This window comes from Thioclava sp. ES.031, from assembly GCF_002563775.1.
Lineage (GTDB): Bacteria > Pseudomonadota > Alphaproteobacteria > Rhodobacterales > Rhodobacteraceae > Thioclava.
In genome coordinates this window covers 23556-48197 of record NZ_PDJO01000001.1, presented here as the reverse complement: position 1 = coordinate 48197, position 24642 = coordinate 23556, and the positions used below count along the sequence as shown (strand labels likewise).

Annotated in this window: 22 protein-coding genes and 2 tRNA genes; 11 read left to right on the top strand and 13 right to left on the bottom strand. The window is 63.1% G+C overall.

Annotation, left to right across the window (positions count from 1 at the left end; translation table 11 throughout):
- The first annotated feature begins 73 nt into the window (after positions 1-73).
- Positions 74-943: a MurR/RpiR family transcriptional regulator gene (locus AXZ77_RS00240; protein ID WP_078570834.1), complete on the top strand. Its 870-nt coding sequence runs from the start codon at positions 74-76 to the stop codon at positions 941-943.
- A gap of 90 nt (positions 944-1033) precedes the next feature.
- Here the strand turns inward: AXZ77_RS00240 and AXZ77_RS00235 are convergent.
- A tRNA-Leu gene (locus AXZ77_RS00235) sits at positions 1034-1118 on the bottom strand.
- A 160-nt stretch (positions 1119-1278) separates the two neighbouring features.
- Here AXZ77_RS00235 and AXZ77_RS00230 point away from each other — a divergent pair.
- The 8 genes from AXZ77_RS00230 (at position 1279) to mtgA (ending at position 12569) form a co-directional block, all read left to right on the top strand.
- Complete coding sequence (locus AXZ77_RS00230) at positions 1279-2265, top strand: complex I NDUFA9 subunit family protein (protein ID WP_098409552.1); 987 nt, start codon at positions 1279-1281, stop codon at positions 2263-2265.
- Positions 2266-2315: 50 nt separating this feature from the next.
- A complete protein-coding gene (locus tag AXZ77_RS00225; RefSeq protein ID WP_098409550.1) occupies positions 2316-3113 on the top strand; it encodes an undecaprenyl-diphosphate phosphatase in 798 nt (265 codons plus the stop codon).
- A 218-nt stretch (positions 3114-3331) separates the two neighbouring features.
- Positions 3332-4765, top strand: coding sequence for an NAD(P)-dependent oxidoreductase (locus tag AXZ77_RS00220; RefSeq protein ID WP_098409548.1), 1434 nt, complete (start codon positions 3332-3334; stop codon positions 4763-4765).
- Between the two features lie 35 nt (positions 4766-4800).
- Entirely contained in the window at positions 4801-5556 is a 756-nt protein-coding gene (locus tag AXZ77_RS00215) for a hypothetical protein (RefSeq protein ID WP_255266373.1), read from the top strand.
- Entirely contained in the window at positions 5553-10091 is a 4539-nt protein-coding gene (gltB, locus tag AXZ77_RS00210; protein WP_098409544.1) for a glutamate synthase large subunit, read from the top strand. The genes AXZ77_RS00215 and gltB overlap by 4 nt, the downstream gene beginning before the upstream one ends.
- 76 nt (positions 10092-10167) lie before the next feature.
- Positions 10168-10743, top strand: coding sequence for a DUF1269 domain-containing protein (locus AXZ77_RS00205; RefSeq protein ID WP_176535924.1), 576 nt, complete (start codon positions 10168-10170; stop codon positions 10741-10743).
- A 130-nt stretch (positions 10744-10873) separates the two neighbouring features.
- Positions 10874-11791, top strand: coding sequence for a Hint domain-containing protein (locus tag AXZ77_RS00200; RefSeq protein WP_098409540.1), 918 nt, complete (start codon positions 10874-10876; stop codon positions 11789-11791).
- A gap of 31 nt (positions 11792-11822) precedes the next feature.
- Positions 11823-12569, top strand: coding sequence for a monofunctional biosynthetic peptidoglycan transglycosylase (mtgA, locus tag AXZ77_RS00195; protein ID WP_098409538.1), 747 nt, complete (start codon positions 11823-11825; stop codon positions 12567-12569).
- Here mtgA and AXZ77_RS00190 read toward each other — a convergent pair whose 3' ends face one another.
- The 4 genes from AXZ77_RS00190 to AXZ77_RS00175 are packed head-to-tail and all read right to left on the bottom strand — an operon-like array spanning position 12570 to position 16360.
- Positions 12570-13136 (bottom strand): DUF3833 domain-containing protein, encoded by a 567-nt coding sequence (locus AXZ77_RS00190; protein WP_098409536.1) that lies wholly within the window; start codon positions 13134-13136, stop codon positions 12570-12572.
- A 1-nt stretch (position 13137) separates the two neighbouring features.
- Positions 13138-14301 carry a cyclopropane-fatty-acyl-phospholipid synthase family protein gene (locus AXZ77_RS00185; RefSeq protein ID WP_098412381.1) on the bottom strand — a complete coding sequence of 388 codons (1164 nt, stop codon included), beginning with the start codon at positions 14299-14301 and terminating at the stop codon, positions 13138-13140.
- Complete coding sequence (locus AXZ77_RS00180; RefSeq protein WP_098409534.1) at positions 14301-15053, bottom strand: DUF1365 domain-containing protein; 753 nt, start codon at positions 15051-15053, stop codon at positions 14301-14303. Before AXZ77_RS00180 ends, AXZ77_RS00185 begins: the two co-directional genes overlap by 1 nt.
- Positions 15050-16360 (bottom strand): NAD(P)/FAD-dependent oxidoreductase, encoded by a 1311-nt coding sequence (locus AXZ77_RS00175; protein WP_098409532.1) that lies wholly within the window; start codon positions 16358-16360, stop codon positions 15050-15052. The genes AXZ77_RS00180 and AXZ77_RS00175 overlap by 4 nt, the downstream gene beginning before the upstream one ends.
- A gap of 46 nt (positions 16361-16406) precedes the next feature.
- Here AXZ77_RS00175 and AXZ77_RS00170 point away from each other — a divergent pair, with 46 nt between their 5' ends.
- Positions 16407-17138: a sigma-70 family RNA polymerase sigma factor gene (locus AXZ77_RS00170; RefSeq protein ID WP_369679761.1), complete on the top strand. Its 732-nt coding sequence runs from the start codon at positions 16407-16409 to the stop codon at positions 17136-17138.
- Positions 17135-17773 (top strand): ChrR family anti-sigma-E factor, encoded by a 639-nt coding sequence (locus tag AXZ77_RS00165; protein ID WP_098409528.1) that lies wholly within the window; start codon positions 17135-17137, stop codon positions 17771-17773. The genes AXZ77_RS00170 and AXZ77_RS00165 overlap by 4 nt, the downstream gene beginning before the upstream one ends.
- 4 nt (positions 17774-17777) lie before the next feature.
- On the opposite strand, the gene AXZ77_RS00160 is transcribed toward AXZ77_RS00165, so the two are convergent.
- The 8 genes from AXZ77_RS00160 to leuB all read right to left on the bottom strand — a co-directional run bounded on the left by AXZ77_RS00160 (position 17778) and on the right by leuB (position 24433).
- A complete protein-coding gene (locus tag AXZ77_RS00160) occupies positions 17778-18677 on the bottom strand; it encodes a glycosyltransferase (RefSeq protein WP_255266550.1) in 900 nt (299 codons plus the stop codon).
- A 15-nt stretch (positions 18678-18692) separates the two neighbouring features.
- Positions 18693-19559, bottom strand: coding sequence for a glucose-1-phosphate thymidylyltransferase RfbA (gene rfbA / locus AXZ77_RS00155; RefSeq protein ID WP_098409524.1), 867 nt, complete (start codon positions 19557-19559; stop codon positions 18693-18695).
- Positions 19559-20404, bottom strand: coding sequence for a dTDP-4-dehydrorhamnose reductase (rfbD, locus tag AXZ77_RS00150; protein ID WP_098409522.1), 846 nt, complete (start codon positions 20402-20404; stop codon positions 19559-19561). The genes rfbA and rfbD overlap by 1 nt, the downstream gene beginning before the upstream one ends.
- On the bottom strand, positions 20401-21438 hold the full coding sequence (gene rfbB, locus AXZ77_RS00145) for a dTDP-glucose 4,6-dehydratase (RefSeq protein WP_098409520.1): 1038 nt from the start codon (positions 21436-21438) through the stop codon (positions 20401-20403). The genes rfbD and rfbB overlap by 4 nt, the downstream gene beginning before the upstream one ends.
- The gene (rfbC, locus tag AXZ77_RS00140; protein ID WP_098409519.1) at positions 21435-22007 is read right to left on the bottom strand and encodes a dTDP-4-dehydrorhamnose 3,5-epimerase; all 573 of its coding nucleotides are present in this window, start codon (positions 22005-22007) and stop codon (positions 21435-21437) included. Before rfbC ends, rfbB begins: the two co-directional genes overlap by 4 nt.
- A gap of 99 nt (positions 22008-22106) precedes the next feature.
- Positions 22107-22183: transfer RNA gene (locus AXZ77_RS00135), tRNA-Pro, on the bottom strand.
- Between the two features lie 52 nt (positions 22184-22235).
- Complete coding sequence (locus AXZ77_RS00130) at positions 22236-23213, bottom strand: DMT family transporter (RefSeq protein ID WP_098409517.1); 978 nt, start codon at positions 23211-23213, stop codon at positions 22236-22238.
- 116 nt (positions 23214-23329) lie between these two features.
- Entirely contained in the window at positions 23330-24433 is a 1104-nt protein-coding gene (gene leuB, locus AXZ77_RS00125; protein ID WP_098409515.1) for a 3-isopropylmalate dehydrogenase, read from the bottom strand.
- Between the last annotated feature and the right edge of the window lie 209 nt (positions 24434-24642).

The following is a 24642-nucleotide window of genomic DNA, read 5'->3' as shown; positions in this document are numbered from 1 at the left end:
CTGTCAAGAAAATTTCAGAGAAGAAAATTCTGTTACAATCATTTCTAACTTGATTCGCACGGGGGTGCCCGATTTGTCAGCAGCGACGCAAAGCATCGAAGACAGGCTCCGGACGGGCATCGAAGAGATGACCCGGACCGAGAAGCAACTCGCCGGACATATCCTGCGCCACTATCCGATGGCGCTTCTGGGGTCGGTGGCGCAACTGGCGCGGGCGGCCGAAGTGTCTTCTCCCACCGTGGTGCGATTGGCGCAGAAGATGGGCTATGGCGGCTATCCGGGGCTGCAGCAGGCGGTGCGCGACGAGTTGGAGGCGCAGCTTGTCTCGCCGCTGGTCAAACACGATCGCTGGGCGGGGGATGCGCCCGACACCCATATGATCAACCGCTTCGCCGATACGGTTCTGGGCAATCTGCAGGCGACGCTTAAGCAGATCGACCATGCCGAGTTCGACGCCACCGCCGCGCTGATGGCCGATCCGAAACGCCGCATTTTCGCGACCGGGGGCCGGATCACCGGCCCGATCGCGGCCTATTTCGTGGCGCATATGAAAGTGATCCGCCCCGGCGTCGAGCTGCTCGAGCCGCTATCGAACAGCTGGCCGCCCGCGCTTCTGGAGATGCAGAAGGGCGACGTGCTCTTGGTTTTCGACATTCGCCGCTACGAATCGAGCGTGCTGCAACTGGTGGAGATGGCGGTCGAGCAGGGCGCGGAAGTGGTGCTGATCACCGACCCTTGGGTCTCGCCCGCCGCGGCCCATGCGCGCTATCGCTTCTCGGCGCAGATCGAAGCGCCCTCGGCGTGGGATTCGACGGTCGCGATTCAGGTTCTCGTGGAAACGCTCATGGCGGCGATTCAGTCGCTGACCTGGGAAGAAACCTCGGCCCGGATGGCGCGGCTCGAGGCGCTTTACGACCGCGCGCGCTTCTTCCGCAGGAAATAAGCCGCAGCGCGCGCGTCCCTGCGCGAAAACGCTCAGCCCGGAAACGAAAAAGTCGCGCAACCCGGATGAGTTGCGCGACTTTTTGAGTAATGGTGCCCAGGAGAGGACTCGAACCTCCACGCCTTGCGGCACACGGACCTGAACCGTGCGCGTCTACCAATTCCGCCACCTGGGCAGGTGTCGTGGAGCGCGAGATACAGAGCGGCGCTGGGACTGTCAACGGGGATCGACACGAAAAATTCGCAAGCTTCGACTCTTCGGGTCTTTGGCCTTGTTCCCGCGGGGGCGAGGCGGTAATCAAAGAACGAAATTCTTGCAAGGAAAGGCCTCTGCCCATGTCCAAGCTGGTTACGATCTACGGCGGTTCGGGGTTCGTCGGGCGCTATATCGCGCAGCGCATGGCAAAGGACGGTTGGCGGATTCGCGTTGCGGTCCGGCGTCCGAACGAGGCGCTTTTCGTCAAACCCTATGGTGCGGTCGGGCAAGTCGAGCCGGTCTTCTGCAATATTCGCGACGATGCCAGCGTGCGCGCGGCAATGCAGGGCGCGGATGCGGTGATCAACTGCGTCGGTATTCTCGTCAACGAAGGCAAAAACAAGTTCGGCGCCGTGCAAGCCGAAGGTGCGGGCCGCGTGGCGCGGATCGCCGCAGAGATGGATGTGCCGAAACTGGTGCAGATCTCGGCCATCGGCGCCAATCCCGACAGCGAGAGCGAATATGCCCGCACCAAGGCTGCAGGCGAGAAGGCGGTGCTGGATGCCTATCCGCAGGCCGTGATCCTGCGCCCCTCGATCATTTTCGGCAACGAGGACGGGTTCTTCAACAAATTCGCCTCGATGTCGCGCTTCACCCCGATCCTTCCGATCACGGGTGGCCACACGAAATTCCAGCCGGTCTTCGTCGATGATGTCGCGAAGGTCGCCGTGATGGCGGCGGATGGGGAAGTCTCGCCCGGCACCTATGAACTCGGCGGGCCGGATGTGGAGACCTTCCACGACCTGATGAAGCAGATGCTGACGGTGATTCACCGCCGCCGTCTCGTGCTGTCGCTGCCGCGCTGGATCGCGAGCATCCTCGGCGGCGTCTTCGATCTGGGTCAGGCGGTCACCGGCGGGCTGTTCACGAACCGCATCCTCACGCGCGATCAGGTTAAGAACCTGCAGGCTGACAATGTCGTGTCCGAGGGCGCCAAAGGCTTTGCCGATCTCGGAATTCAGCCTATGGCAATGGAAGCTGTGATGCCCGGTTACCTGTGGCGCTTCCGTCCCGGTGGCCAATATGACGACATCAAAGCTTCCGCGAAGAATCTTCGCAAGACATAACCCCTCCTCCCCGCGTTGCCTGCGGCGCGCTTCTGACATAGGCGGTATTCTTGAGCTATCTGAACGATGTTTTGCTCGGTGTCATCGAAGGGATCACCGAGTTCCTCCCGATTTCGAGCACTGGTCACCTCATTCTTGCCGAACATTGGCTCGGCACACGCTCGGATACCTACAATATCGTCATTCAGGCCGGGGCGATCCTCGCCGTCACGCTGATCTACTGGCGTCGCCTGATGGAGCTGCTGTTCAACTGGCGCAATCCGGAGAACCGCGACTATCTCGCGAAGCTGACCGTCGCTTTTCTGATCACCGCCGTTCTGGGCCTGATCGTGAAGAAGATGGGCTTCGAGTTGCCGACAACGATCCAGCCCGTCGCCTGGGCGCTGGTGATCGGCGGTTTCTGGATGCTGTTTGCGGAACGCGTCGCGGATCGGCAGGCCGATAACAGCCAGATCTTCTGGCGCGTCGCGATCGCGGTCGGGATTGCGCAGATCGTGGCCGGGGTCTTTCCGGGCACTTCGCGCTCGGCGACGACGATTTTCGTGGCGATGCTTCTGGGCACCTCGAACCGGGCCGCGGCGACCGAATTCGCCTTCCTCGTCGGCATTCCCACCATGTACGCGGCGAGCGGTTACGAATTGCTCAAGCAACTGAAGGACGGGACCGGCGGCAACGAGGATTGGGCCGGGCTCGGCATCGCTTTCGTCGTCTCGACCGTCACGGCTTTCGTCGCGGTGAAATGGCTCCTTGGCTACATTCAGGGGCACCGTTTCACCATCTTCGCGATCTACCGGATCGTGTTCGGCGGGCTCTTGCTGAGCCTTGCGGCGGTCGGTGTGCTAGGCTGACCGGGAGCGAATCGCTTTTCGGCAGCACGCCATCCTCAAGAAAATCAGGGTAAAGCAGCAATAAAGTAAACGAAGCTGACCTATTTTGAGCGAATTTGAGGTGCCTTCCAGCGCGCCTCTCGCAAAAAACACGCATTTAGGTCAGTCTTGCTTACTTTTATTGCTGTGGAAGGCGGTGTAGCAATGCGCACCCACCGGTTTTCTAGGGAGGCGCCACAATGGCCAAGCAACCGATGCTCAAGTTCGTCAAGACGGCGAAAGAGATGCCTCAGAAGCGCGACGCGAACGTGCGCTCCCATGATTTCAACGAAATCTATCGCGAATTCGCGGCCGAAAAGGCTGCCGAGCAGGCGAGCCGCTGCAGCCAGTGCGGCGTGCCCTATTGCCACACGCATTGCCCGCTCCACAACAACATCCCCGACTGGCTGCGCCTGACCGCCGAAGGCCGTCTGCAGGAAGCCTACGAGCTGAGCCAGGCCACCAACACCTTCCCGGAAATCTGCGGCCGCATCTGCCCGCAGGACCGTCTGTGCGAAGGCAATTGCGTGATCGAACAGTCGGGCCACGGCACCGTCACCATCGGCGCGGTCGAGAAATACATCACCGACACCGCCTTCGACATGGGCTGGGTGAAGCCGATCAAACCGGCGACCGAGCGCGCCGAGAGCGTCGGCATCATCGGCGCGGGCCCGGGCGGTCTGGCGGCCGCCGACGCGCTGCGTCGCGCTGGCGTTCAGGTCACCGTTTATGACCGTTACGACCGCGCGGGCGGGCTGATGACCTATGGCATCCCCGGCTTCAAGCTGGAGAAAGACATCGTCATGCAGCGCGTGAAGCAGCTGGAAGATGGCGGCGTCGAGTTCGTGCTGAACTGCAATGTCGGCACCGATATTTCCTTCGACGCGATCCGCGGCAAGCATGACGCGGTTCTGATCGCGACGGGCGTCTACAAGACGCGCGAGCTGACCGACGAAGGCGCGGATGCCGCCGGGATCGTGCGCGCGATCGACTATCTCACCGCCTCCAACCGCAAGAGCTTCGGCGACGACGTGGCCGAGTTCGAAGACGGCACGCTGAACGCGGAAGGCAAGCGCGTCGTCGTCATCGGCGGCGGCGACACCGCGATGGACTGTGTGCGCACCGCGATCCGTCAGGGCGCCAAGTCGGTGAAATGTCTCTACCGCCGCGACCGCGCCAACATGCCGGGCTCGCAGCGCGAAGTGCAAAACGCCGAGGAAGAAGGCGTGGAATTCGTCTGGCTCTCCGCGCCTGCGGGCTTCTCGGGCAACCCGGTCACCAACTGCTCTGTGCAGCAGATGCGTCTCGGCGCTCCGGATGCGTCCGGCCGTCAGAGCCCCGAGAAGATCGAGGGCGGCATCTATGACGAAGAGGCCGATCTGGTGATCAAGGCGCTCGGCTTCGAGCCCGAGGACCTGCCCGGCGCTTGGGAGGCCGACGATCTGGAGACCACCCGCTGGGGCACCGTGAAGGCTCAATTCGGCACCCACGCGACCTCGATCCCCGGCGTCTACGCAGTCGGCGACATCGTGCGCGGCGCGAGCCTCGTCGTCTGGGCGATCCGCGACGGGCGCGAAGCAGCGGGCTCGATCCTGCGCTATCTCGAAAACGTGGCGGCGGTGGCGGCGGAGTGATCCGCGCCCTGTCGATCTGAAAAGGAATGCATGCGATGCGGTCGAATTTTCTCGGCATGGCGATCTGCGGGGGGCTGTTCAGCGCCCTGCCGGCGCATGCCGCGGATTTCGCACCGCCGCAGGGCTGCGAGGTCTTCATGACCGTGCAGATGCATAACTGTCAGGTTGCCAATTACTACCGCTGCGCCGCCGATCCGGAGGGCGATCTGTGGACCGCCTTCGCCGATGGCGAGGGCATCTATTACCTGAGCCATATCGATGCCGAAACGCGCTGGCTCGAAAGCGTGTCGACCGATACCGGCGAGATCGAGGTGTTCGATCCGGGCGCGTCGAAAGACGCTCCCTCGTTCTCGGCGCTCCTGTCGGAGGGCACGGACGATTACGATTTCGTCACGCGGTCGAATTTTCGCGGGCTGCGCCGCTTTGTCGGCAGCGATACCCTTACGGGAAAATCGCTCAGCATCGACGATGTCCCGCTCGAGACGATCACCTTCGATCTGCGCGAGGATGACCAGAACGGCCAGACCGTCGCGACCCGCACCGGCACGCAATATATCTCGCGCAAGTATCGCGTGTTCTTCAGCGGCGCGGAGCGGTTCGAGAACGATCAGGGCGATGTCGTGAGCTACGACGACAGCCCCGTGCGCTTCGACTTTCCCGGCGATCCCGGTTTCTCGACCGAGACGCCCGAATATGACTGCGACCTGATGATGACGCAGGCCGATCTTCGGCCCACGCAAGTCAGCCTCGCCCCCCTTTCCCGCTCTTTCTCCAAGGAGGCACTGCAATGACCAAATATGACGAAGCCTGGGTGGCCGCCGAGGAAGCGAAACGCCAGTGGATGAACGAGAATTCACTGTGGAAGGAAGAAGACGAGAAGGCGTCCTGCGGCGTCGGCCTCGTGGTGTCGATCGACGGCAAGGCCTCGCGCCGCGTCGTGGAGAACGGCATCGACGCGCTGAAGGCGATCTGGCACCGCGGCGCGGTCGATGCCGACGGCAAGACCGGCGACGGCGCGGGCATCCACGTCCAGATCCCCGCCCCCTTCTTCTACGACCAGATCCGCCGCACCGGCCACGAGCCGGACATGGAGAAAATGGTCGCCGTCGGTCAGGTCTTCCTGCCGCGCACCGATTTCGGCGCGCAGGAGCGCTGCCGCACGATCGTGGAATCCGAAGTTCTGCGGATGGGTCACTACATCTACGGCTGGCGCCACGTTCCGGTGAACACCGAAGTGCTGGGCGAGAAGGCCAATTCGACCCGCCCCGAGATCGAGCAGATCCTGATCCGCAACGACAAGGATATCGACGAGGAGCAGTTCGAGCGCGAACTCTACATCATCCGCCGCCGCATCGAGAAAGCGGCGATCGCGGCACAGATCAACGGGCTCTACATCTGCTCGCTGTCGTGCCGCTCGATCATCTACAAGGGCATGATGCTGGCCGAGCAGGTCGCGGAATTCTATCCCGACCTGAAGGACGAGCGCTTCGAATCCGCCTTCGCGATCTATCACCAGCGCTATTCCACCAACACTTTCCCGCAATGGTGGCTGGCGCAGCCCTTCCGGATGCTGGCGCATAACGGCGAGATCAACACGATCAAGGGCAACACCAACTGGATGAAGAGCCATGAAATCCGCATGGCCTCCTCGGCTTTCGGCGACAGCGCCGAAGACATCAAGCCGATCATCCCGGCGGGGGCGTCCGACTCCGGCGCGCTCGATGCGGTGTTCGAACTGATGGTCCGTTCGGGCCGCAACGCGCCGATGGTGAAGACCATGCTCGTCCCCGAGCCGTGGTCGAAATCCACCGACACTATGCCCTCCGCGTGGCAGGACATGTATGCCTATTGCAACGCCGTGATGGAGCCGTGGGACGGCCCCGCCGCGCTCGCGATGACCGATGGTCGCTGGGTCTGTGGCGGTCTCGACCGCAACGGTCTGCGTCCGCTGCGCTATGTCATCACCGGTGACGGCGTTCTGATCGCAGGCTCGGAAGCGGGCATGGTGCCGGTGGACGAGGCGAGCGTTGTCGAGAAAGGCGCGCTTGGTCCGGGTCAGATGATCGCGGTCGATATGCGCGACGGCAAGCTCTACCACGACACCGAAATCAAGGACAAACTGGCCGCCGCTCAGCCCTTCGGCGAATGGGTCGGCAAGGTCACCGATCTGAACGCGATCCTCGTGGACGTGCCGGAGAACCCGAAATTCTCGGGCAGCACCCTGCGCAAGCGTCAGGTCGCGGCAGGCTATTCGGTCGAAGAGATCGAACAGATCCTCGCGCCGATGGCCGAGGACGGCAAGGAAGCCATCGCCTCGATGGGCGACGACACGCCGCCTGCGGTTCTGTCCAAGCAATACCGCCCGCTGAGCCATTTCTTCCGTCAGAACTTCAGCCAGGTCACCAACCCGCCGATCGACTCGCTTCGCGAAAGCCGGGTGATGTCGCTCAAGACGCGGTTCGGCAACCTCAAGAACGTGCTGGACGAAGATAGCTCGCAGACCGAGATCTGGATTCTCGAAAGCCCGTTCCTCGCGAATTCCGAATTCGATCACATGCTCAACGAATTCGGCGAGCAGGTGACGATCATCGACTGCACCTTCCCGGCCAATGCCGATCAGGAGGCGCTGCGCGAGGGTCTGACCCGGATTCGTCAGGAAGCCGAGGATGCGGTGCGCTCGGGTGCGCTTCATATCGTGCTGAGCGATGAAGAGCAGGACGAGGACAAGGTCGCGATGCCGATGATCCTCGCGACCTCGGCCGTGCATAGCTGGCTGACGCAGAAAGGCCTGCGGACCTTCTGCTCGATCAACGTGCGTTCGGCGGAATGTATCGACCCGCATTACTTCGCAGTGCTGATCGGCTCGGGTGCGACCACGGTGAACGCCTATCTCGCACAGGACACGCTGGCCGACCGGATCGACCGCGGCCTCCTGGGCGGCACGCTGGTCGACGCGATGCGCAAATATCGCGATGCGATCGACGCCGGCCTGCTGAAGATCATGTCGAAGATGGGGATTTCGGTGATTTCCTCCTATCGCGGCGGTCTGAACTTCGAAGCCGTGGGTCTGTCCCGCGCAATGGTCGCGGAATACTTCCCCGGCATGCATTCGCGCATCTCCGGCATCGGTCTGCACGGTATCCAGCACGCGCTGGAAGGTGTGCACGCCAAGGGCTGGAAAGGCGGTCAGGACGTGCTCCCGATCGGCGGCTTCTACAAGGCCCGCCGCACCGGCGAGGCCCATGCCTGGGGTGCGCAGTCGATGCACATGCTGCAATCGGCCTGTAACCGCGCGAGCTACGATCTGTGGAAGCAATACAGCTCGATGATGCGGGCGAACCCGCCGATCCATATCCGCGACATGCTGGATATCAAATCGTTGGGCAAGCCGGTGCCGATCGAAGAGGTCGAGTCGATCACCTCGATCCGCAAGCGCTTCGTGACGCCGGGCATGTCGCTGGGGGCCCTGTCGCCCGAGGCGCACAAGCTGCTGAACGTCGCGATGAACCGGATCGGCGCGAAGTCGGACTCGGGTGAAGGCGGGGAAGACCCGGCGCATTTCGTGCCCGAGCCCAATGGCGACAACCCGTCGGCGAAGATCAAGCAGGTGGCTTCGGGTCGTTTCGGTGTGACCGCCGAGTACCTCAACCACTGTGAAGAGCTTGAGATCAAGGTCGCTCAGGGCGCCAAGCCCGGCGAAGGCGGTCAGCTTCCGGGGATGAAGGTCACCGACCTGATCGCGCGTCTGCGGCACTCGACCAAGGGCGTGACCCTGATCTCGCCGCCGCCGCACCACGACATCTACTCGATCGAAGACCTTGCGCAGCTGATCTACGACCTCAAGCAGATCAACCCGAAGGTCAAAGTGACGGTGAAGCTGGTGGCGTCCTCGGGCGTCGGCACGATTGCGGCCGGGGTGGCGAAGGCGAAAGCCGATATCATCCTGATCTCGGGCCACAATGGCGGCACCGGGGCATCGCCTGCGACCTCGATCAAATATGCCGGTCTCCCGTGGGAGATGGGTCTGACCGAGGCGCATCAGGTGCTCGCGATGAACAACCTGCGCGAACGCGTCACCCTGCGGACCGATGGCGGTCTGCGCACGGGCCGCGACATCGTGATGGCCGCGATGATGGGCGCCGAGGAATACGGCATCGGCACCGCCGCGCTGATCGCGATGGGCTGCATCATGGTCCGTCAGTGTCAGTCGAACACCTGCCCGGTGGGCGTCTGCACGCAGGACCCGGAGCTGCGCGCCAAGTTCACCGGCTCCGCGGACAAGGTGGTGAACCTCATCACCTTCTACGCTCAGGAAGTACGCGAAATCCTCGCCTCGATCGGTGCGCGTTCGCTCGACGAGGTGATCGGCCGTGCCGATCTTCTCAGCCAGGTGAGCCGCGGTTCGGCCCATCTCGACGATCTGGACCTCAATCCGCTCCTGATCACCGTCGATGGCTGGGACAAGATCGTCTACGACCGTTCGAAGCCGCGTAACTGGGTCTCGGACACGCTCGATGCGGAGATCATCAAGGATGGTCATCGCTTCTTCGAGGAAGGCGAGAAGATGCAGCTCTCCTACGCGGTGCGCAACACGCTGCGCACCATCGGGACGCGCGCCTCTTCGCACATCGTGAAGAACTTCGGGATGCGCAACGCGCTGCAGTCGGACCACCTGACGGTGAAGCTGACCGGTTCCTGCGGTCAGTCGCTGGGCGCTTTCGCAGCCCCGGGTCTGAAGATCGAAGTGTCGGGCGATGCCAACGACTATGTCGGCAAGGGTCTCTCGGGCGGCATGATCGTCGTGCGTCCGCCGATGGCCTCGCCGCTGGTCGCCTCCGAGAACACGATCATCGGCAACACCGTGCTTTACGGCGCAACCGAGGGACACCTGTTTGCGGCAGGCCGCGCAGGCGAGCGCTTCGCGGTGCGCAACTCGGGTGCGAAAGTGGTGATCGAGGGCTGCGGCTCCAACGGTTGTGAATACATGACCGGCGGCGTCGCGGTGATCCTCGGCTCGATCGGCCCGAACTTCGGCGCGGGCATGACCGGCGGGATGGCCTATCTCTACGATCCGGACAACACGGCGGAAGAGCTGATCAATCTCGAAAGCCTCGTCACCTGCGGTCTGGGCCACGAGCATTGGGAAGCCGAGCTGAAAGGCCTGATCGAGCGTCACGTCGCCGAGACGGGCTCGCGCAAAGGCGCCGATATTCTCCAGCACTGGGAGACCGAGAAGGCGAACTTCCTGCAGGTCTGCCCGAAGGAGATGCTGGCGCATCTGTCCTACCCGCTCAGCGACGAACCGCAGGCGATGCCGGCGGAATAAGGGAACTCTTTCCCCTACGGAACCGTTTCAGAGGGCGAAGCACATGCTTCGCCCTTTGTTCTGTCTGGAGGTAACGATGTCCGAACTGTTGGTGATGGCGCATGAAACCGAGGCCGCGGGCTTCGCGACGCGCGAGGAACTCAGAGCGCTGGAAAAAGAAGGATTTTTCCGGTCGCAGGATATTGTCGTCGTGACCCGCGACGAAAGCGGCGAGATTAACGTTCATGAAAACAGCAACACGATGGCGCTTGGCGCGATCGGTGGCGCTGTCTGGGGCGGGCTGCTCGGGCTCGTCTTCCTGTCGCCGGTCGTTGGCGCGGCAATCGGCGCGGGCGCGGGCGCTGTGTCCGGCAAGTTCACCGACCTTGGGTTGAACGACTCTTTCCTGCGCGAAGCGGGCGAGAGCCTACCGCAAGGCGGCTCGGCTGTGTTCATCTTGCTTAAGAAGGGCACCGCCGCCGAAATCCTCGAGCGGATGAAAACGCTGGGCCATGCGAGCGGTCGCGTGCTGCAGATCCCCTTGCCGGAAGATTTCCACGAACGGCTCGAATCCGCCCTGTCTTCGGGGGGCACCACAGCCTTCACCGGCGAGGAAATCACCGAAGGTGCCACCGGAAATCTCGCGCGGATGGTGGGCCCCTCGGCCCTCTAAACGCGCTGTGACCGGGATGTCACTCTTTAACCCGTAGTTAACTTTGCGCCGCACAGGCGCCTTTGTGTCGCCCTGATCTCTGCTTACCAAGTAACGAATAATTCATAATAACATTACTCGAGCAGCGAAAATGGCAACCTATTACGACCAGTTCTACGTCATGGATCCGGGCAATCCGCCCGCGGAAGGTACGGCGCTTTCGCCGACGACATATGAAATTGTCGATCGGAATAATGACAATTGGATCTCCAGCAGCAACGGCGCCCGCGACACGATCAACGGCCAACGCGTCGAAGATGTCTGGCGTGGCGACACGATCACCATCGAGCGTCCGAACGGCGTGCAAGAGACGATCACCGGCGACACGTTCTACCTGCGCGACGGGAGCGCCGTGTTCACGCCGTCCGACGGCACGATCCTCCACAACGCGACCTTCATCAGCTCCACCTATGTCACGCAGAGCACTCAGGCGCCGATCGGCGATCTGGGGCCGGAATGCTTCCTCGCCGGGACGCGGATCGACACGCCCGAGGGACCGCGACCGGTGGAGCGGCTCAAGGCGGGCGATCTCGTCATGACCCAGGACGACGGGCCGCAGCCTCTCCTTTGGACGGGTGGCAGGGTCTGTCGCGGCGTCGGGGCCTATGCGCCGATCCGGTTCGCGCCGGGGGCTATGGGAAATCGACGCGCGCTTTACGTGTCTCAACAACATCGGATGTTGCTGCGCGGCTGGCGCGCCGAGATCGCCTGCGCCCATAGCGAAGTTCTGGTCGCCGCCAAGCATCTCGTGAACGGCAAGAGCATTCGGGTGGCTCCGCGCCCGCGCGTGCAGTACCGCCACCTGCTTTTCGCGCGCCATCACATCCTCATGGCCGAGGGCGCGCCGACCGAGAGCCTGTTTCCCGGCAATGTCGTCCTCGAAGACGACCACAGGGTCGCGCGCGAGATACGCGCCGCGTGGAAACGGGTGTCCGATGCGCCGATAGAAACCATGGTAACCGCGCGACAGGTCGCGCGTGGACCGGAATTGGCTCTGCTTGTCGCTTGACCCCTCGGGGCGCGCTGTGACTTATACGCACATGGCTAAGAGCAAGAAAAAACCGGGCCGCAAACCCGCCAAACGCAGCACGAAATCGAGCGTTTCCAGCAGCATGCGCGCGCCTTTCCGCACCGCCCTGAAATGGGCGCTGCGGGGCGTGATGGGGCTCGTTGCGCTGGTGCTTGTGCTGATGGTCCTGTTCAAGTTCGTTAATCCGCCGACCACCTGGACGATGTGGAGCGAACGCCAGCGTCTTGGCGCAGTCGATCAGAAATGGGTGCCGATCGAGGATATCGCGCCCGTGTTCGCGCGCTCCGTCGTCGCGGCGGAGGATGCGAATTTCTGCAACCACTGGGGCTTCGACATGCGCGCGATCCGCAAGGCAATCGACGATGGCGCCAATCGCGGCGCCTCGACGATCACGCAGCAGACCGTGAAGAACGTGTTCCTCTGGCAGGGTCGAAACTGGCTGCGCAAGGCGCTTGAGGCGTCGATGACGCCGCTGGCCGAGGCGATCTGGGGCAAGAAGCGGATTTTGGAAATCTATCTTAACGTCGCTGAATTCGACGAAGGCGCGTTTGGCGTCGATGCCGCCGCGCATCGCTATTTCCGCACCACGCCCGACAAGTTGAGCGCCCGCCAATCCGCTCTGATCGCTGGCGTCCTGCCGGACCCGAAGGACCGTTCGGCGGCGAAGCCCGGCAGCTTCCTGTCGCGCCGCGCGCAGTCGATCATGGACGGCGCGGCGACGATTCAGAAAGACGGGCGCGCAAGCTGCTTCGAGTGATCACTCGGCCGGTTCGGTCATCGGGCGCATGACGGCGAACAGCTCCGCCACCTTGATCCCGAATTTGCGCATCTGCGACCGGTTCAGCAGCGTCCCGTCCGGCATCAGGTAGATCCAGTCGGTCACGTCGAGCACGTGGCCGCCCGCATCCTCGGGCAGCCGCAGCCGATAGCGCATCCGCAGCGCATTGCCCGACTGCTCCATCTCGGCGCGCCCTTCGATATCGTCGGCGGTCGAGCTGATCTCGCCATTCGGCCCGAACTGGATATTCCAGGCGCGGCTCTGTCGCCGACCGGAGGCATATTCGAACTCCTCCTCGATCACGCCCCCCTCATTGGTGAACCGCCCGGTCATCACGGCACGGAAGCGCGAGGTGACGCGACCGTCGGGGCCGTAGATCATGCCATGCGCCTCGACGGGGCCCTCGAACGCCCGGCGAATGTCGAATTCCGGGCTCTCGGCCGCGTAATCCGCAGACTTTTGCGCCGGGAAAGAGAAGAAGAAATGCCGGATCAAGAGAGCCGCCAGGATCAGAACCGCGAGGGTGAAAAGCAATTTTAACATCATGTTACGCCCTCGCATGTGCCAGTTGGACCTGCACCACATCGGTATGGCCGACCGCGAATGCCGCCGCGCAGGCTTCGAGATAATAGGTCCAGTTGCGCAGGAACTCTGGCCCGAAGCCAAGCTCGGTGGCCCGCGCGCTGCGCTCTTTCAAACGGGTGGCCCATTGCCGGCAGGTCTCGGCATAGTCCTGCCCGAAGGCGAAGCTTTCCTTCACCGCCAGCCCGGCCTTCGCCGCCTGATCGCGGATCACCCCATCGGACAGAAGCATGCCACCCGGGAAGGTGTATTGCCGGATGAAATCGGAGGTCTCGCGATACTTCGGAAAGTAGGAATCAGACACTGTTATGGCCTGAATCATCGCAGAACCGCCCTCCGCCAAGCGATCTTTCACGGTTTGGAAATAGTTCGGCCAATAGCGCTCGCCGACCGCTTCGATCATCTCGATCGAGACGATATGGTCGAATTTTCCCGGCGTGTGGCGATAGTCCTGCAGCCGGATATCGGCCCGCCCGTCGAGCCGCGCATCGGCATAGCCTTTCTGGCTGGGCGAGATCGTGATCCCGGTGACGCGACGCCCCTGCTCGGCCGCGCGTTCGGCGAAATGGCCCCAGCCGCAACCGATTTCCAGCACCTGCTCCCCGTCGCCCATCTGGTCGAGAATGCGGTCGAGCTTGCGGTTCTGCGCCCGGTGCAGATCGTTATCCCCCGGCGCGAACAGCGCAGAGGAGTAGCTCATCCCCTCGTCGAGCCAGAGCTGGTAGAACTCGTTCCCCACGTCGTAATGCGCCCGGATGTTGCGCGACGCGCCGCGCAGCGAATTGGCCCGCATCAGCCGGTCGATCAGGCGGAACTTCAGGTTCGACCAGAAGCCCGCATAGGCATAACCGTCGACGACCTTGAGGTTTTTCAGCGCAAGCGAGAGAAGCGCCTCGATCGAGGACGTCTCCCACAACCCCGCGATATAGGCCTCACCCAGCCCGACATCGCCGCGAGACGCCATCGCCACCACGGCTTGCCAGTCGCAGATTTCCATGTCGGCCTGCGGCTCTCCGCGACCGAAGCGGCGCACGGCACCATCGGGCAGGCGCAGATAGAGCGTCCCATGCTCGATCTTCTCGCAGGTCGCGAGGAATTCGCTGCGGATGCGGTTGGTCAGGAAAGGCATCATTGGCTGATCTCCTCGCTGGGGGGTGTGGGCCGCGACAGGTAGCGGGCGCCTTTGAGCTTGAGCCGCAGGGCCTGCCAGTAGATCAGGCCGAGTGTACGGATTGGGGTGAGCGGACGGCGCAGCGCCATACCGAGAAGCGCCGCCGAAGTCAGTTTGCGGCGCTGCGTCGCGAGGGTCGCGACGACGCCCTCCTCGCCATTGCGGTGATCGATGCGAATGCGGATGTGCTCGGCTCCGATGTCGAAGCGGAAACGATACTCCCCGGCAATGGTCTGGAACGGGGAGACGTAGAAGATTTTCGCGGCGTGAAGCTCGGTTTCTGCTGAAATAGGGTCGAAATTGGGGGTGGCACAAAGATAAGAGTGCCGATCGCCGAAGGTATTGTTCACCTCAGCGATCACGGCACGCAGGTCGTCTTGCGCGTCATAGGCCAGCCAGAAATTCACCGGGTTGAACCCGGCCCCGAGGATCTTCGGCTGTGTCAGAAGCCGCAGCCGCGCGATCTCTGGCGCAGCGTGACGCGAGAGCTGCTTGCGGACCCACGCGGCCCCCGCGCCGCGACCGGGAGCGCCGCCGTAATCCTTGTCATGCACCGTCGCGAGGTTACGCCCGCGACGCGAGAAAATCCGGGGCCACGGACCCGGCGCGTCGGGGTCGATCATCACGTAATCGACGTGATAGCGGAACTGGTGGGAAATCGCGCCCCGCCGGGCATGAACCGTATGACCGGGGCAAAACTCACCACTCATGCGGGCACCTTTTCGAAGTCGATCTGCGGCTGCGCCCCGCGGTTAAGCTCGCGCGCGACACGAACCGCCGAAGCGAACCCATCCTCGTGGAAACCATGACGGAGCCACGCGCCGGCGAACCACGTCCGATTCAGACCCTGTATCGACTGAATTTCGCCCTGCGCCCGCAGCGCCGCGCGATCGAAGACCGGGTGCCAGAAGACCTCGTGATCGTAGATCGTCTCCTCGGCAATCGGCGCGTCGGGGTTCAGCGTGACGAATAGCGGATCGCTCTCGCGAATGTTCTGCAGCTTGTTCATCCAATAGGTCACGCCAAGACGCGTCTCATTCGCGCGGGTCTGCGCCTGATAGACCCAGCTCGACCAGCAAGCGCGTCGGCGCGGCATCTGCGCCGCGTCGCGATGCAGATAGACGTCGTTGGGCTGATAGCGGACCGCCGAAAGCGCCGCGTGTTCCTGCGAGGTCGGCTTGGCCAGCAGCTTGAGCGCCTGATCGGAATGGGTGGCGATGATGACCTGGTCGAACTGATCCGGAAGAGCCTTTTCCGCCGAAATAGTGACTGAATTGCGCTGCCGCTCGATCGTGGTGACCGGGGTGCCGGTGCGGAATTCGACGCCGCGCAGGCGCAGGGCGGCCTCCAGCCGCTTCACATATTCAATTGATCCACCCGAGACCGTCCACCATTGATGCTGACCGGTCGCCGACAACAATGCGTGGTTCTCGTAGAAACGGAGCAAGCTTTTCGCGGGGAACGCGCCGATCTGATCGGCGGGCGTGGACCAGATCGCCCCGCAGATCGGCAGCAGGTAATAGCGCCGGAACCACTCGCCCAGGTTCAACTCATCCAGAAGGCCATCAATCGTCACCTCATCGCTTTGCGCGACAGAGACGGCCTTGGCGTTGAACTTCGCGATATCCGCGACCATGCGCAGAAAGCCCGGCCGGGCGAGGTTCCGCTTCTGCGCAACAAGGCTGTTCAGGTCGCGCAGAGCATATTCGATCCGGCCCTGATCGATCGTCACGCCAAAGCTCATATCGGATTTCTCGACCGGCACGTCGAGCTCGGAGAACAGGCGAGTCAGATGCGGATAATTCGCGTAATTGAACACGATGAAGCCAGTATCGACCGGCTGATCGCCGTTGCGCCCCGCCGTGATCGTGCGCGAATGCCCCCCAAGCCGCGTCTCCGCCTCATAGATGGTGACGCGATTATGCGGGGCGAGTTGCCACGCCGCCGCCAGGCCGGAAATCCCGGATCCGATGATCGCGATGCGTTGCGCATGTGGATGCAGGGCATCAAATGACATTCGAATTCTCCCAAACTCTTGAAGGCGTAACGGTGCATATTACCGTTTGGATCAGAAGTTTTTTCGCATCGCATGTGAACCACTATCTCATAAGCTGCGTATCGGTCACATGCTGAGAGATGCGACCATCAACTTCGACACCACAGGGACCCCGCCAATCGCGGCGGGTCAGGCCTTTGCCGGGAAGAGAATGGACGACAGGAAATCAGCGAAACCGACGCCCGAGGCGGCTTGCGAGCAGACCGATTGGCTCGTCGCCGTTCGCGACAAGCGTGACAAACTGGCCTTCGCGCGGCTCTATGATCACTTCTCGCCGCGACTGAAGGGGATGCTGGTTCGCTCCGGCATGACGCAGGCGGCGGCAGAGGATGTAGTTCAGGACGTGATGCTCACGATCTGGCGGAAGGCACATCTTTACGACGAGACGCGGGCACGCGCCTCGGCATGGATTTACCGGATTGCACGCAATCGGCAGATTGATGTGATCCGAAGACGGCCTCGGCCCGTTCCAGACGAGCTGATCGCCGAGGCCGAGACGCGGGAAACCCGCGAGGCCGATGCGGCGATCGGGCTGGAACAGGAAGCGGCGCAGCTGCGCGAAGCGATCGAGGCGCTGCCGGAAGCGCAGCGCGAGATCATCGAGCGGGCCTATGTGGGCGAACTCACACAGGCCGAAATACGCGAGGCGACGGGTCTCGCCCTTGGGACGATTAAATCGCGGATCCGGCTGGCGCTGGAGAAGCTTAGACACGAGTTAAGGGATCTGAGAGAAGAATGACCGAGATTACGCATCACTTGCCCGATTGGTTGGTTCGGTCCTACGCGACCGGCTCGCTGGGTCATGCGTTTTCGCTGGTCGTGGCGGCGCATGTGAGCCAGTGCGACGAGTGTCGCGCACGGCTCGAAGCAGAGGAACTGGCGGGCGGGCTGGTTCTGGATGACTTGAAAGGCATGGCCCCCAGCGACGATTTGCGGCGACGTGTGTTTGACGGGTTGGACGACGACGATGTGATCGTCGCTGAGCAACCCGCGCGCGCCGGGATCTATCCGGGGGCTGTGGTCGAGGCGATGGGCGCCGACAGTCCGCGCTGGCGGGCCTTGGGCGGCGGCATCAAGCAGGCCATTCTGAGCGAGGACAAAGAAGGGTCGGCCCGACTTCTGTATATTCCGCCGGGGATGGCGGTGCCGGATCACACGCATGGCGGGCTCGAATTGACGCTCGTGTTGCAGGGGTCCTTCTCGGACGAGACCGGGCGCTTTGGCGTCGGCGATGTGGAAGTGGCGGATGACGATCTCGATCACACGCCGATCGCGGGGATGGAGGATGTCTGCATCTGCCTCGCCGCCACCGATGCGCCGCTGAAGTTCAAGGGTCTTCTGCCGCGCTTGCTGCAGCCGATCTTCCGGATTTAAGACCCTAAATCCGCCGAAACACGGCCCCGATCCAAAGGACAAGCGTTGCCGCCCGGCTTTGGCGATAGAGCCTCAGCCGGGCGAATTCTTTCAGACGGGTCGCAAACGCCGCTTCGCGCATCCTAACAAAGCGATCGAAAATGGCCCGGTTCTCGGGCGTGAACCGATGCGCCGATGCAGTGAGCGCTGCACATTGCTCGTCAATCCAGCACCGCCAATCGCCGGACAGCATGCGCCCGAGTCGCGAGATCTTGGCGCGCATTTTGACATTCGCCCCTTCCGCGTTGCCCCCGTGTTGGCGGTAGAGAACCGTGGGCTCCGCATCATTGGTGACCCGCGCGCCGCACCCGGTGAACAGCTGATAGAGCCACCAGTCATGACGCGGCGCGGCCTGCAATTCGCGCGCCGCAGAGATGGCGAGTTCGGCCCCGGCCGGGTTCAGGAGAATGGTGTTTCCCGCCGCGATATTCTGCACCAGTGCATTGCGGAACGACGGCGGGCGGGTGTGTCGGATGGAAAGGCGCTTGTCCTCCAGATCAGCGTTGCAGACCCAAGTCCGGCTGCAATAAAGCGCAGCTTCCCCTTCGCCCAAACTGGAAATCCCGCGCGCGAGACGATCCGGCAGCCAGACATCATCTTGATCGCAAAAGGCGATGAAATCCTGCTGCCCGCTGTCGATCCCCCGCAGCAGAGACAGGAAATTTCCTCCCGCGCTGGTCCGCGGACCTCTCACGATCTGCACATCATGGCTGCGCGCGAACTCAGCGAATAGGTCGCGCGCGACGTCGCTTTGGCTGTCGTCACCTACGATCAACAGCCAATCCCGATGGGTTTGCGCCGCGAGGCTTTCCAGTTGATCGCGCAGCTCCGGACCCGGATCGCGTGTCGCCATCAGGATCGTCACCCGCGCCACGGTCGCTTACTCGATCAGGCGCAGCAGGTACTCACCATAGCTGTTCTTGCCGAATTTCTTCGCCCGGTCGGCCAGTGCGTCGGCACTGATCCAGCCTTTCTCGAAGGCGATCTCGTCGGGCGAGCCGCTTTGTAGTCCCTGCCGCTCTTCCAGCGTGCGCACGAAATTCCCCGCATCGAGCAGGCTGCCATGCGTTCCGGTGTCGAGCCAGGCAAAGCCGCGGCCCATCTGGGTGACCGAGAGCGCGCCGTCATGCAGGTAGGTTTCGAGAAGAGACGTGATCTCCAACTCGCCACGGGCGGAAGGCGTGATCGTCTTCGCCCGGTCCGGCGCAGTTTCATCGAGGAAGTAGAGCCCGGTGACCGCGAATTGCGAGGGCGGCACTTCGGGCTTCTCGATGATCGCGCGCACGGTGCCGCTCTCGTCGAAATCCACCACGCCGTAGCGTTCGGGGTCGCGGACGCGGTAGCCGAAGACGGTGCCGCCGCCTGTGGTCGCATTCGCCGCTTTCAGGATCTCGCCGAGACCCGCGCCGAAGAAGATGTTGTCGCCCAGAACCATCGCCGAAGGCGCGCCCGCAAGGAACTCCTCGGCCAGCAGATAGGCCTGCGCCAGACCGTCGGGCGAGGGCTGCGTGATATAGGTCAGGCTCAGCCCCCATTGGCTGCCATCGCCGAGCGTGCGGATGAACTGCTCCTGATCATGCGGCGTGGTGATCACCGCGATCTCGCGGATACCGGCTAGCATCAGCGTGGTGAGCGGATAGTAAATCATCGGCTTGTCATAGACCGGCAGAAGCTGCTTCGAGACGCCCATCGTGATCGGATAGAGCCGCGTGCCCGAGCCGCCCGCCAGAATGATCCCCTTGCGCATCACTTCGCCCCCAATTCGGTCAAAACCTCGTCCAATCCCGATCTCCAATCGGGTCTGTTCAGGCCGAACACGGCCAGATCGCTGCAGTCGAGCCGCGAATTGAGCGGTCGTTTCGCAGGCGTCGGATAATCGGCGGTGGGAATATCCTCCACCGTCACGCCGCGCCCGGCCCGCGCGAAGATCTCCCGCGCGAAGCCTGCCCAGCTTACATCGGGAGAGCCTGAGAAATGGTAAACGCCGCTCTTCTCGGGCGCACGCTGCAACTGCGTCGCTATCGTCAGGCAAGCCTCGGCGATGGCCTTGGCCGGTGTCGGTCCACCGATCTGGTCGGCGACGATCGTCAGGTGATCGCGGTTTTCCGACAGGCGCAGCATCGTCTTCACGAAATTCCCACGATGGGACGAGAAGACCCAGCTGGTGCGCAGGATGGCGAAGGGACCGCCCGTCGCCCGGATCACCTGTTCACCCGCAAGCTTGGTGCGGCCATAGGCGCCCAGCGGGCCGGTCGGGTCGGTGGGTTTGAACGGCGCATCGCCCGAGCCGTCGAAGACGTAATCGGTGGAGATGTGAACGAAGGGGATGCCGAGGTCGCGGCAGGCTTCGGCCATAGCAGCGGGAGCCGCACCGTTGACCACCTGGGCGAGCGCCTCTTCTTCTTCAGCTTTGTCGACAGCCGTATAGGCCGCGGCGTTGATCACGGCCTCGGGCTTGGCCTCCCGGATCGCCTGTGCGGCGGCGTCAGGGTCGCTCAAATCGACCCTATTCCGGCCTAAAAACGCCGCATCTGGCGCGAGGCGCTGTAGTTCCTGCGCGACTTGACCGGTCTGTCCGAAGATGAGGATCATGCCTTGCCCAACCTTTCGCCGACGCCGTGCCGCTCCAGCAGCGGGCGCCACCAAACCTCGTTCTCGAGATACCAGCGCACCGTGCATTCCAGCCCTTCCTCCACCGTCACGCTCGGCCGCCAGCCCAACTCCTCGCGGATGCGGGTCGGGTCGATCGCGTAGCGGGCATCGTGTCCGGGGCGGTCGGTGACGAAAGTGATCAGATCGGCGTAAGGCGCATCGCCCGGACGCAGCTTGTCGAGAATGGTGCAGATCGTCTGGACCAGCTCGAGGTTCGACCGCTCGTTCTCGCCACCGATATTGTAGCTGCGCCCCAAGGCGCCCTTCTCCAGCACCAGCAGCAGCGCATCGGCGTGATCCTCGACATAGAGCCAGTCGCGCACGTTCGAGCCGTCGCCGTAGATCGGCAGCGGCTTGCCCGCGAGCGCGTTCAGGATCACGACCGGGATCAGCTTTTCCGGGAAGTGGTAGGGGCCGTAATTGTTCGAGCAGTTCGTGAGCACGACCGGCAGGCCATAGGTCTCGTGCCAGGCGCGCACGAGATGGTCCGAGCCCGCTTTCGAGGCGGAATAGGGACTGTTCGGCGCGTAGGGCGTCTCTTCGGTGAACTGGCCCGTGGGGCCGAGCGTGCCGTAAACCTCGTCGGTCGAGATGTGGTGGAAGCGGAAGCTCTCGGGGCGACCCTCGGCCTCCCAAAAGCTGCGCGCCGCTTGCAGCATGTTGTAGGTGCCCATCACGTTCGTCTCGATGAAGGCGCCGGGACCGTCGATCGAGCGATCCACATGGCTCTCGGCCGCGAGATGCATCACCGCGTCGGGCTTGTGACGGGCGAAGATCGCCGTCAGCGCCTCAGGATCGCGAATATCGGCCTGCTCGAACGCGTAGAGCGGGCTATCGGCGACGGGCGCGACGTTCTCGAGGCAGGCGGCATAGGTCAGCGCGTCGAGGTTCACCACCTCATGGCCGAGCGAAACGGCGAGACGGACGACCGCGGAGCCGATGAACCCGGCACCGCCGGTGACGAGGATCTTCATGCTGCGCCCTCCCAGGTGAAGGGGCTGTCGAGCGCGGCGAAGAACGGCGCTTCCGCGTCCTTGCCGGACAAAACAGGCTCTATTCCTGCTGAAAGCGGCCAGTCGATGCCCAGATCCGGGTCGTCCCAGCGGATCGCGCCTTCACAGTCGGGCGCGTAGTAATCCGAGCATTTATAGACGATCTCGGTTCCCGGCTCGAGCGTCACGAACCCATGCGCAAACCCCGCCGGGATCAAGAGCTGCTTGCCGTTCTCGAAGCTCAGCTCCGTGCCGAACCACTGGCCGTAGGTCGGGCTAGACTTGCGGATATCCACCGCGACATCCCAAAGCCGCCCACGCCCACAGCGCACGAGCTTCGCCTGCGCGTGCGGCGGGGCCTGAAAATGCAACCCGCGCACCGTGCCCACGGTCTCCGAGACCGAATGGTTGTCCTGCACGAAACCGATCTCGATCCCGGCCTCGGCAAATCGCTTCGCCGAATAGCTCTCGGAGAAAAATCCGCGGTGATCGCCGAATCGCTTCGGCGTGATCACCAGAACGCCGCTGAGAGGAGTTGGTTCGACCTGCATTCGCCCTGCCTTCATTGCTTCGGGAAAGTTGTGCCAAAGCACGGCCCGAAAGGCCAGCGACATCGCTGGAAGCCAAGAAATCAGGGGAAATCGGGAAAATGGTCGGAGCGAGAGGATTCGAACCTCCGACCCCCTGCTCCCGAAGCAGGTGCGCTACCAGGCTGCGCTACGCTCCGACCGTGGGCGGGGAATTAGCCGCTTCATGCGGGTTTTGCAAGGGGGTCTGAGTCAGCTTCTTGAATTGCGTGCACGAAGGCCCAAAACGCGACCCAGAAGCGACGATCGCGGGGCGGTGACGGTTTCCGACCGGCCCCTTGTGCGCAGCACCGGCTGGTTCTCGGAGACACGCGTCTCGCGGATGACGATGTAGATGCCAGACAGGATCACCACGCCCGCGCCGACAAGCGTCGGAATGTCCACTCTCTCGTGGAAGATGATCCAGCCGTAGAAGACCGCCCAGAGGATCTGCGAATATTGCATCGGCGCGACGATGGCGGCCTCGCCCGCGCGATAGGCGAGGATTTGCAGGAAGGAGGCGGTGAGGCCGAAGATCGCGATCACCGCCATGAGGCCGAGATCACCGATCTGCAGCGGCTGCCAGACGAAGGGCAGAAGGATCGCCATGACGATCACATTGCCCAGAAGCGGCGAGAGCAGCAGCACGACGGAGCGCTCCTCCGACCCGATCTTGCGCACGATGACCGACGCCAGCGCCCCGGTGACCGCCGCCGTCATCGCCGCAAAGTGGCCCGGCGCGAGATCCGCCTGTCCGGGGCGCACCACGATGACCACGCCGATCAGGCCGAGAATGACAGCGGCCCAGCGGTGAATGCCGACCTTCTCGCCCAGGATCGGGATCGAGAAGACGGTGACCAAGAGCGGCATCGCGAAGAGGAGCGGATAGACCTGCGCGAGCGGCAGGGTCGAGAAGGCGTAGAAGGCGCAGAGCCCGGTGACGACGGTGGTGACGACCCGCCCGACGACCCAGCCGGGATGAACCGGGCGCAGGCTTCCCCCGCGTTTGTCGTTGAGCAGGATCACCGAGAGCAGCGGGAAGGACAGGAGCGCCGCGAAGAACACGATCTGAACCGGCGAATAGGTCTGACCCAGATGTTTGATGATGACGTCATGCGTGGCGAAAATCGCCATCGAGGTCAGGCCGAGCGACGCACCGCGTGCGTTTGATTTTCCGCCGAAATCGGGCATGGGAGGCTCCCGGTGTTATCGCTCACATCTTGAGCGGATGTTCGGGAGTTGCAAGGCCGCGGCATGAAAAAGGCGCGAGCTTGCGCCCGCGCCTTTCATAAAACTTCTCTTGTGGATCAGAGCGAGGCGTCGAGCGCTTCGATGATCTTGTCGCCCATCTCGGAGGTCGAGACCGGAGTGCCGCCTTCGGGGCCCATCAGGTCCGCGGTGCGCACGCCATCGGCCAGCACTTTCTCGATCGCGGTTTCCAGACGGGTCGCCTCGTCGCCCTGATCGAAGCTGTAGCGCAGCGCCATTGCGAAGCTGAGGATACAGGCGATCGGGTTGGCCTTGCCCTGCCCCGCAATGTCGGGGGCCGAACCGTGGACGGGCTCGTACATCGCTTTCGGGCGACCGTTCGCCATCGGCGCGCCGAGCGACGCGGAGGGCAGCATCCCGAGCGAGCCGGTCAGCATCGCCGCGCAGTCGGACAGGATGTCGCCGAACAGGTTGTCGGTGACGATCACGTCGAACTGCTTGGGCGCGCGCACCAGCTGCATCGCGCCGTTATCCGCATACATGTGGCTCAGTTCTACTTCCGGGTATTCCTCGCCGACGCGGGTCACGACCTCGCGCCAGAGGATGCCGGACTCCATCACGTTGGCTTTCTCCATCGAGCAGAGCTTCTTGTTGCGCTTCATCGCCAGGTCGAAAGCGGCGCGGGCGGCGCGCTCGATCTCGGACTCGGTGTAGCGCTGGGTGTTGATGCCGACGCGCTCGTTACCTTCCTCGAAGATGCCGCGCGGCTCGCCGAAATAGACGCCCGAGGTCAGTTCGCGCACGATCATGATGTCGAGGCCTGCAACCACGTCCTTCTTCAGCGAGGAGAAATCGGCCAGCGCGTCGAAGCATTGCGCGGGGCGCAGGTTGGCAAACAGGTCCATCTCCTTGCGCAGGCGCAGCAGGCCGCGCTCGGGCTTCACCGAGAAGTCGAGCACGTCGTATTTCGGACCGCCCACGGCGCCGAGCAGAACCGCGTCCACTTCCTGCGCCTTGGCCATCGTCTCATCGGCCAGCGGCACCCCGTGCTTGTCATAGGCCGCACCGCCGACGAGGTCTTCGCTGACATCGAAGGCGAGATCGCGCTTGGCACCGTACCAGTCGATGACTTTGCGAACCTCGGCCATGACTTCGGGGCCGATCCCGTCGCCGGGCAGGATGAGGATGGAGGGGTTGGACATGAGGATAATCTCCCAAGAAAACAGGGTCTCGAAGGGCGTATCCCCTGCCCGCCCCGTGGTCAAGCGGCACAGATCGCGAAACCGTGTATGGACGATCGGCAAGCGGTTGCCGAGGCTTCGGCGGGCTTTTGCGGATCAGGTGGTTGGCGAGTGGCCCCCGCACGCGTATGAGCGCATGCTAGAGTTTAGAGCAGGCAGACGACACATGA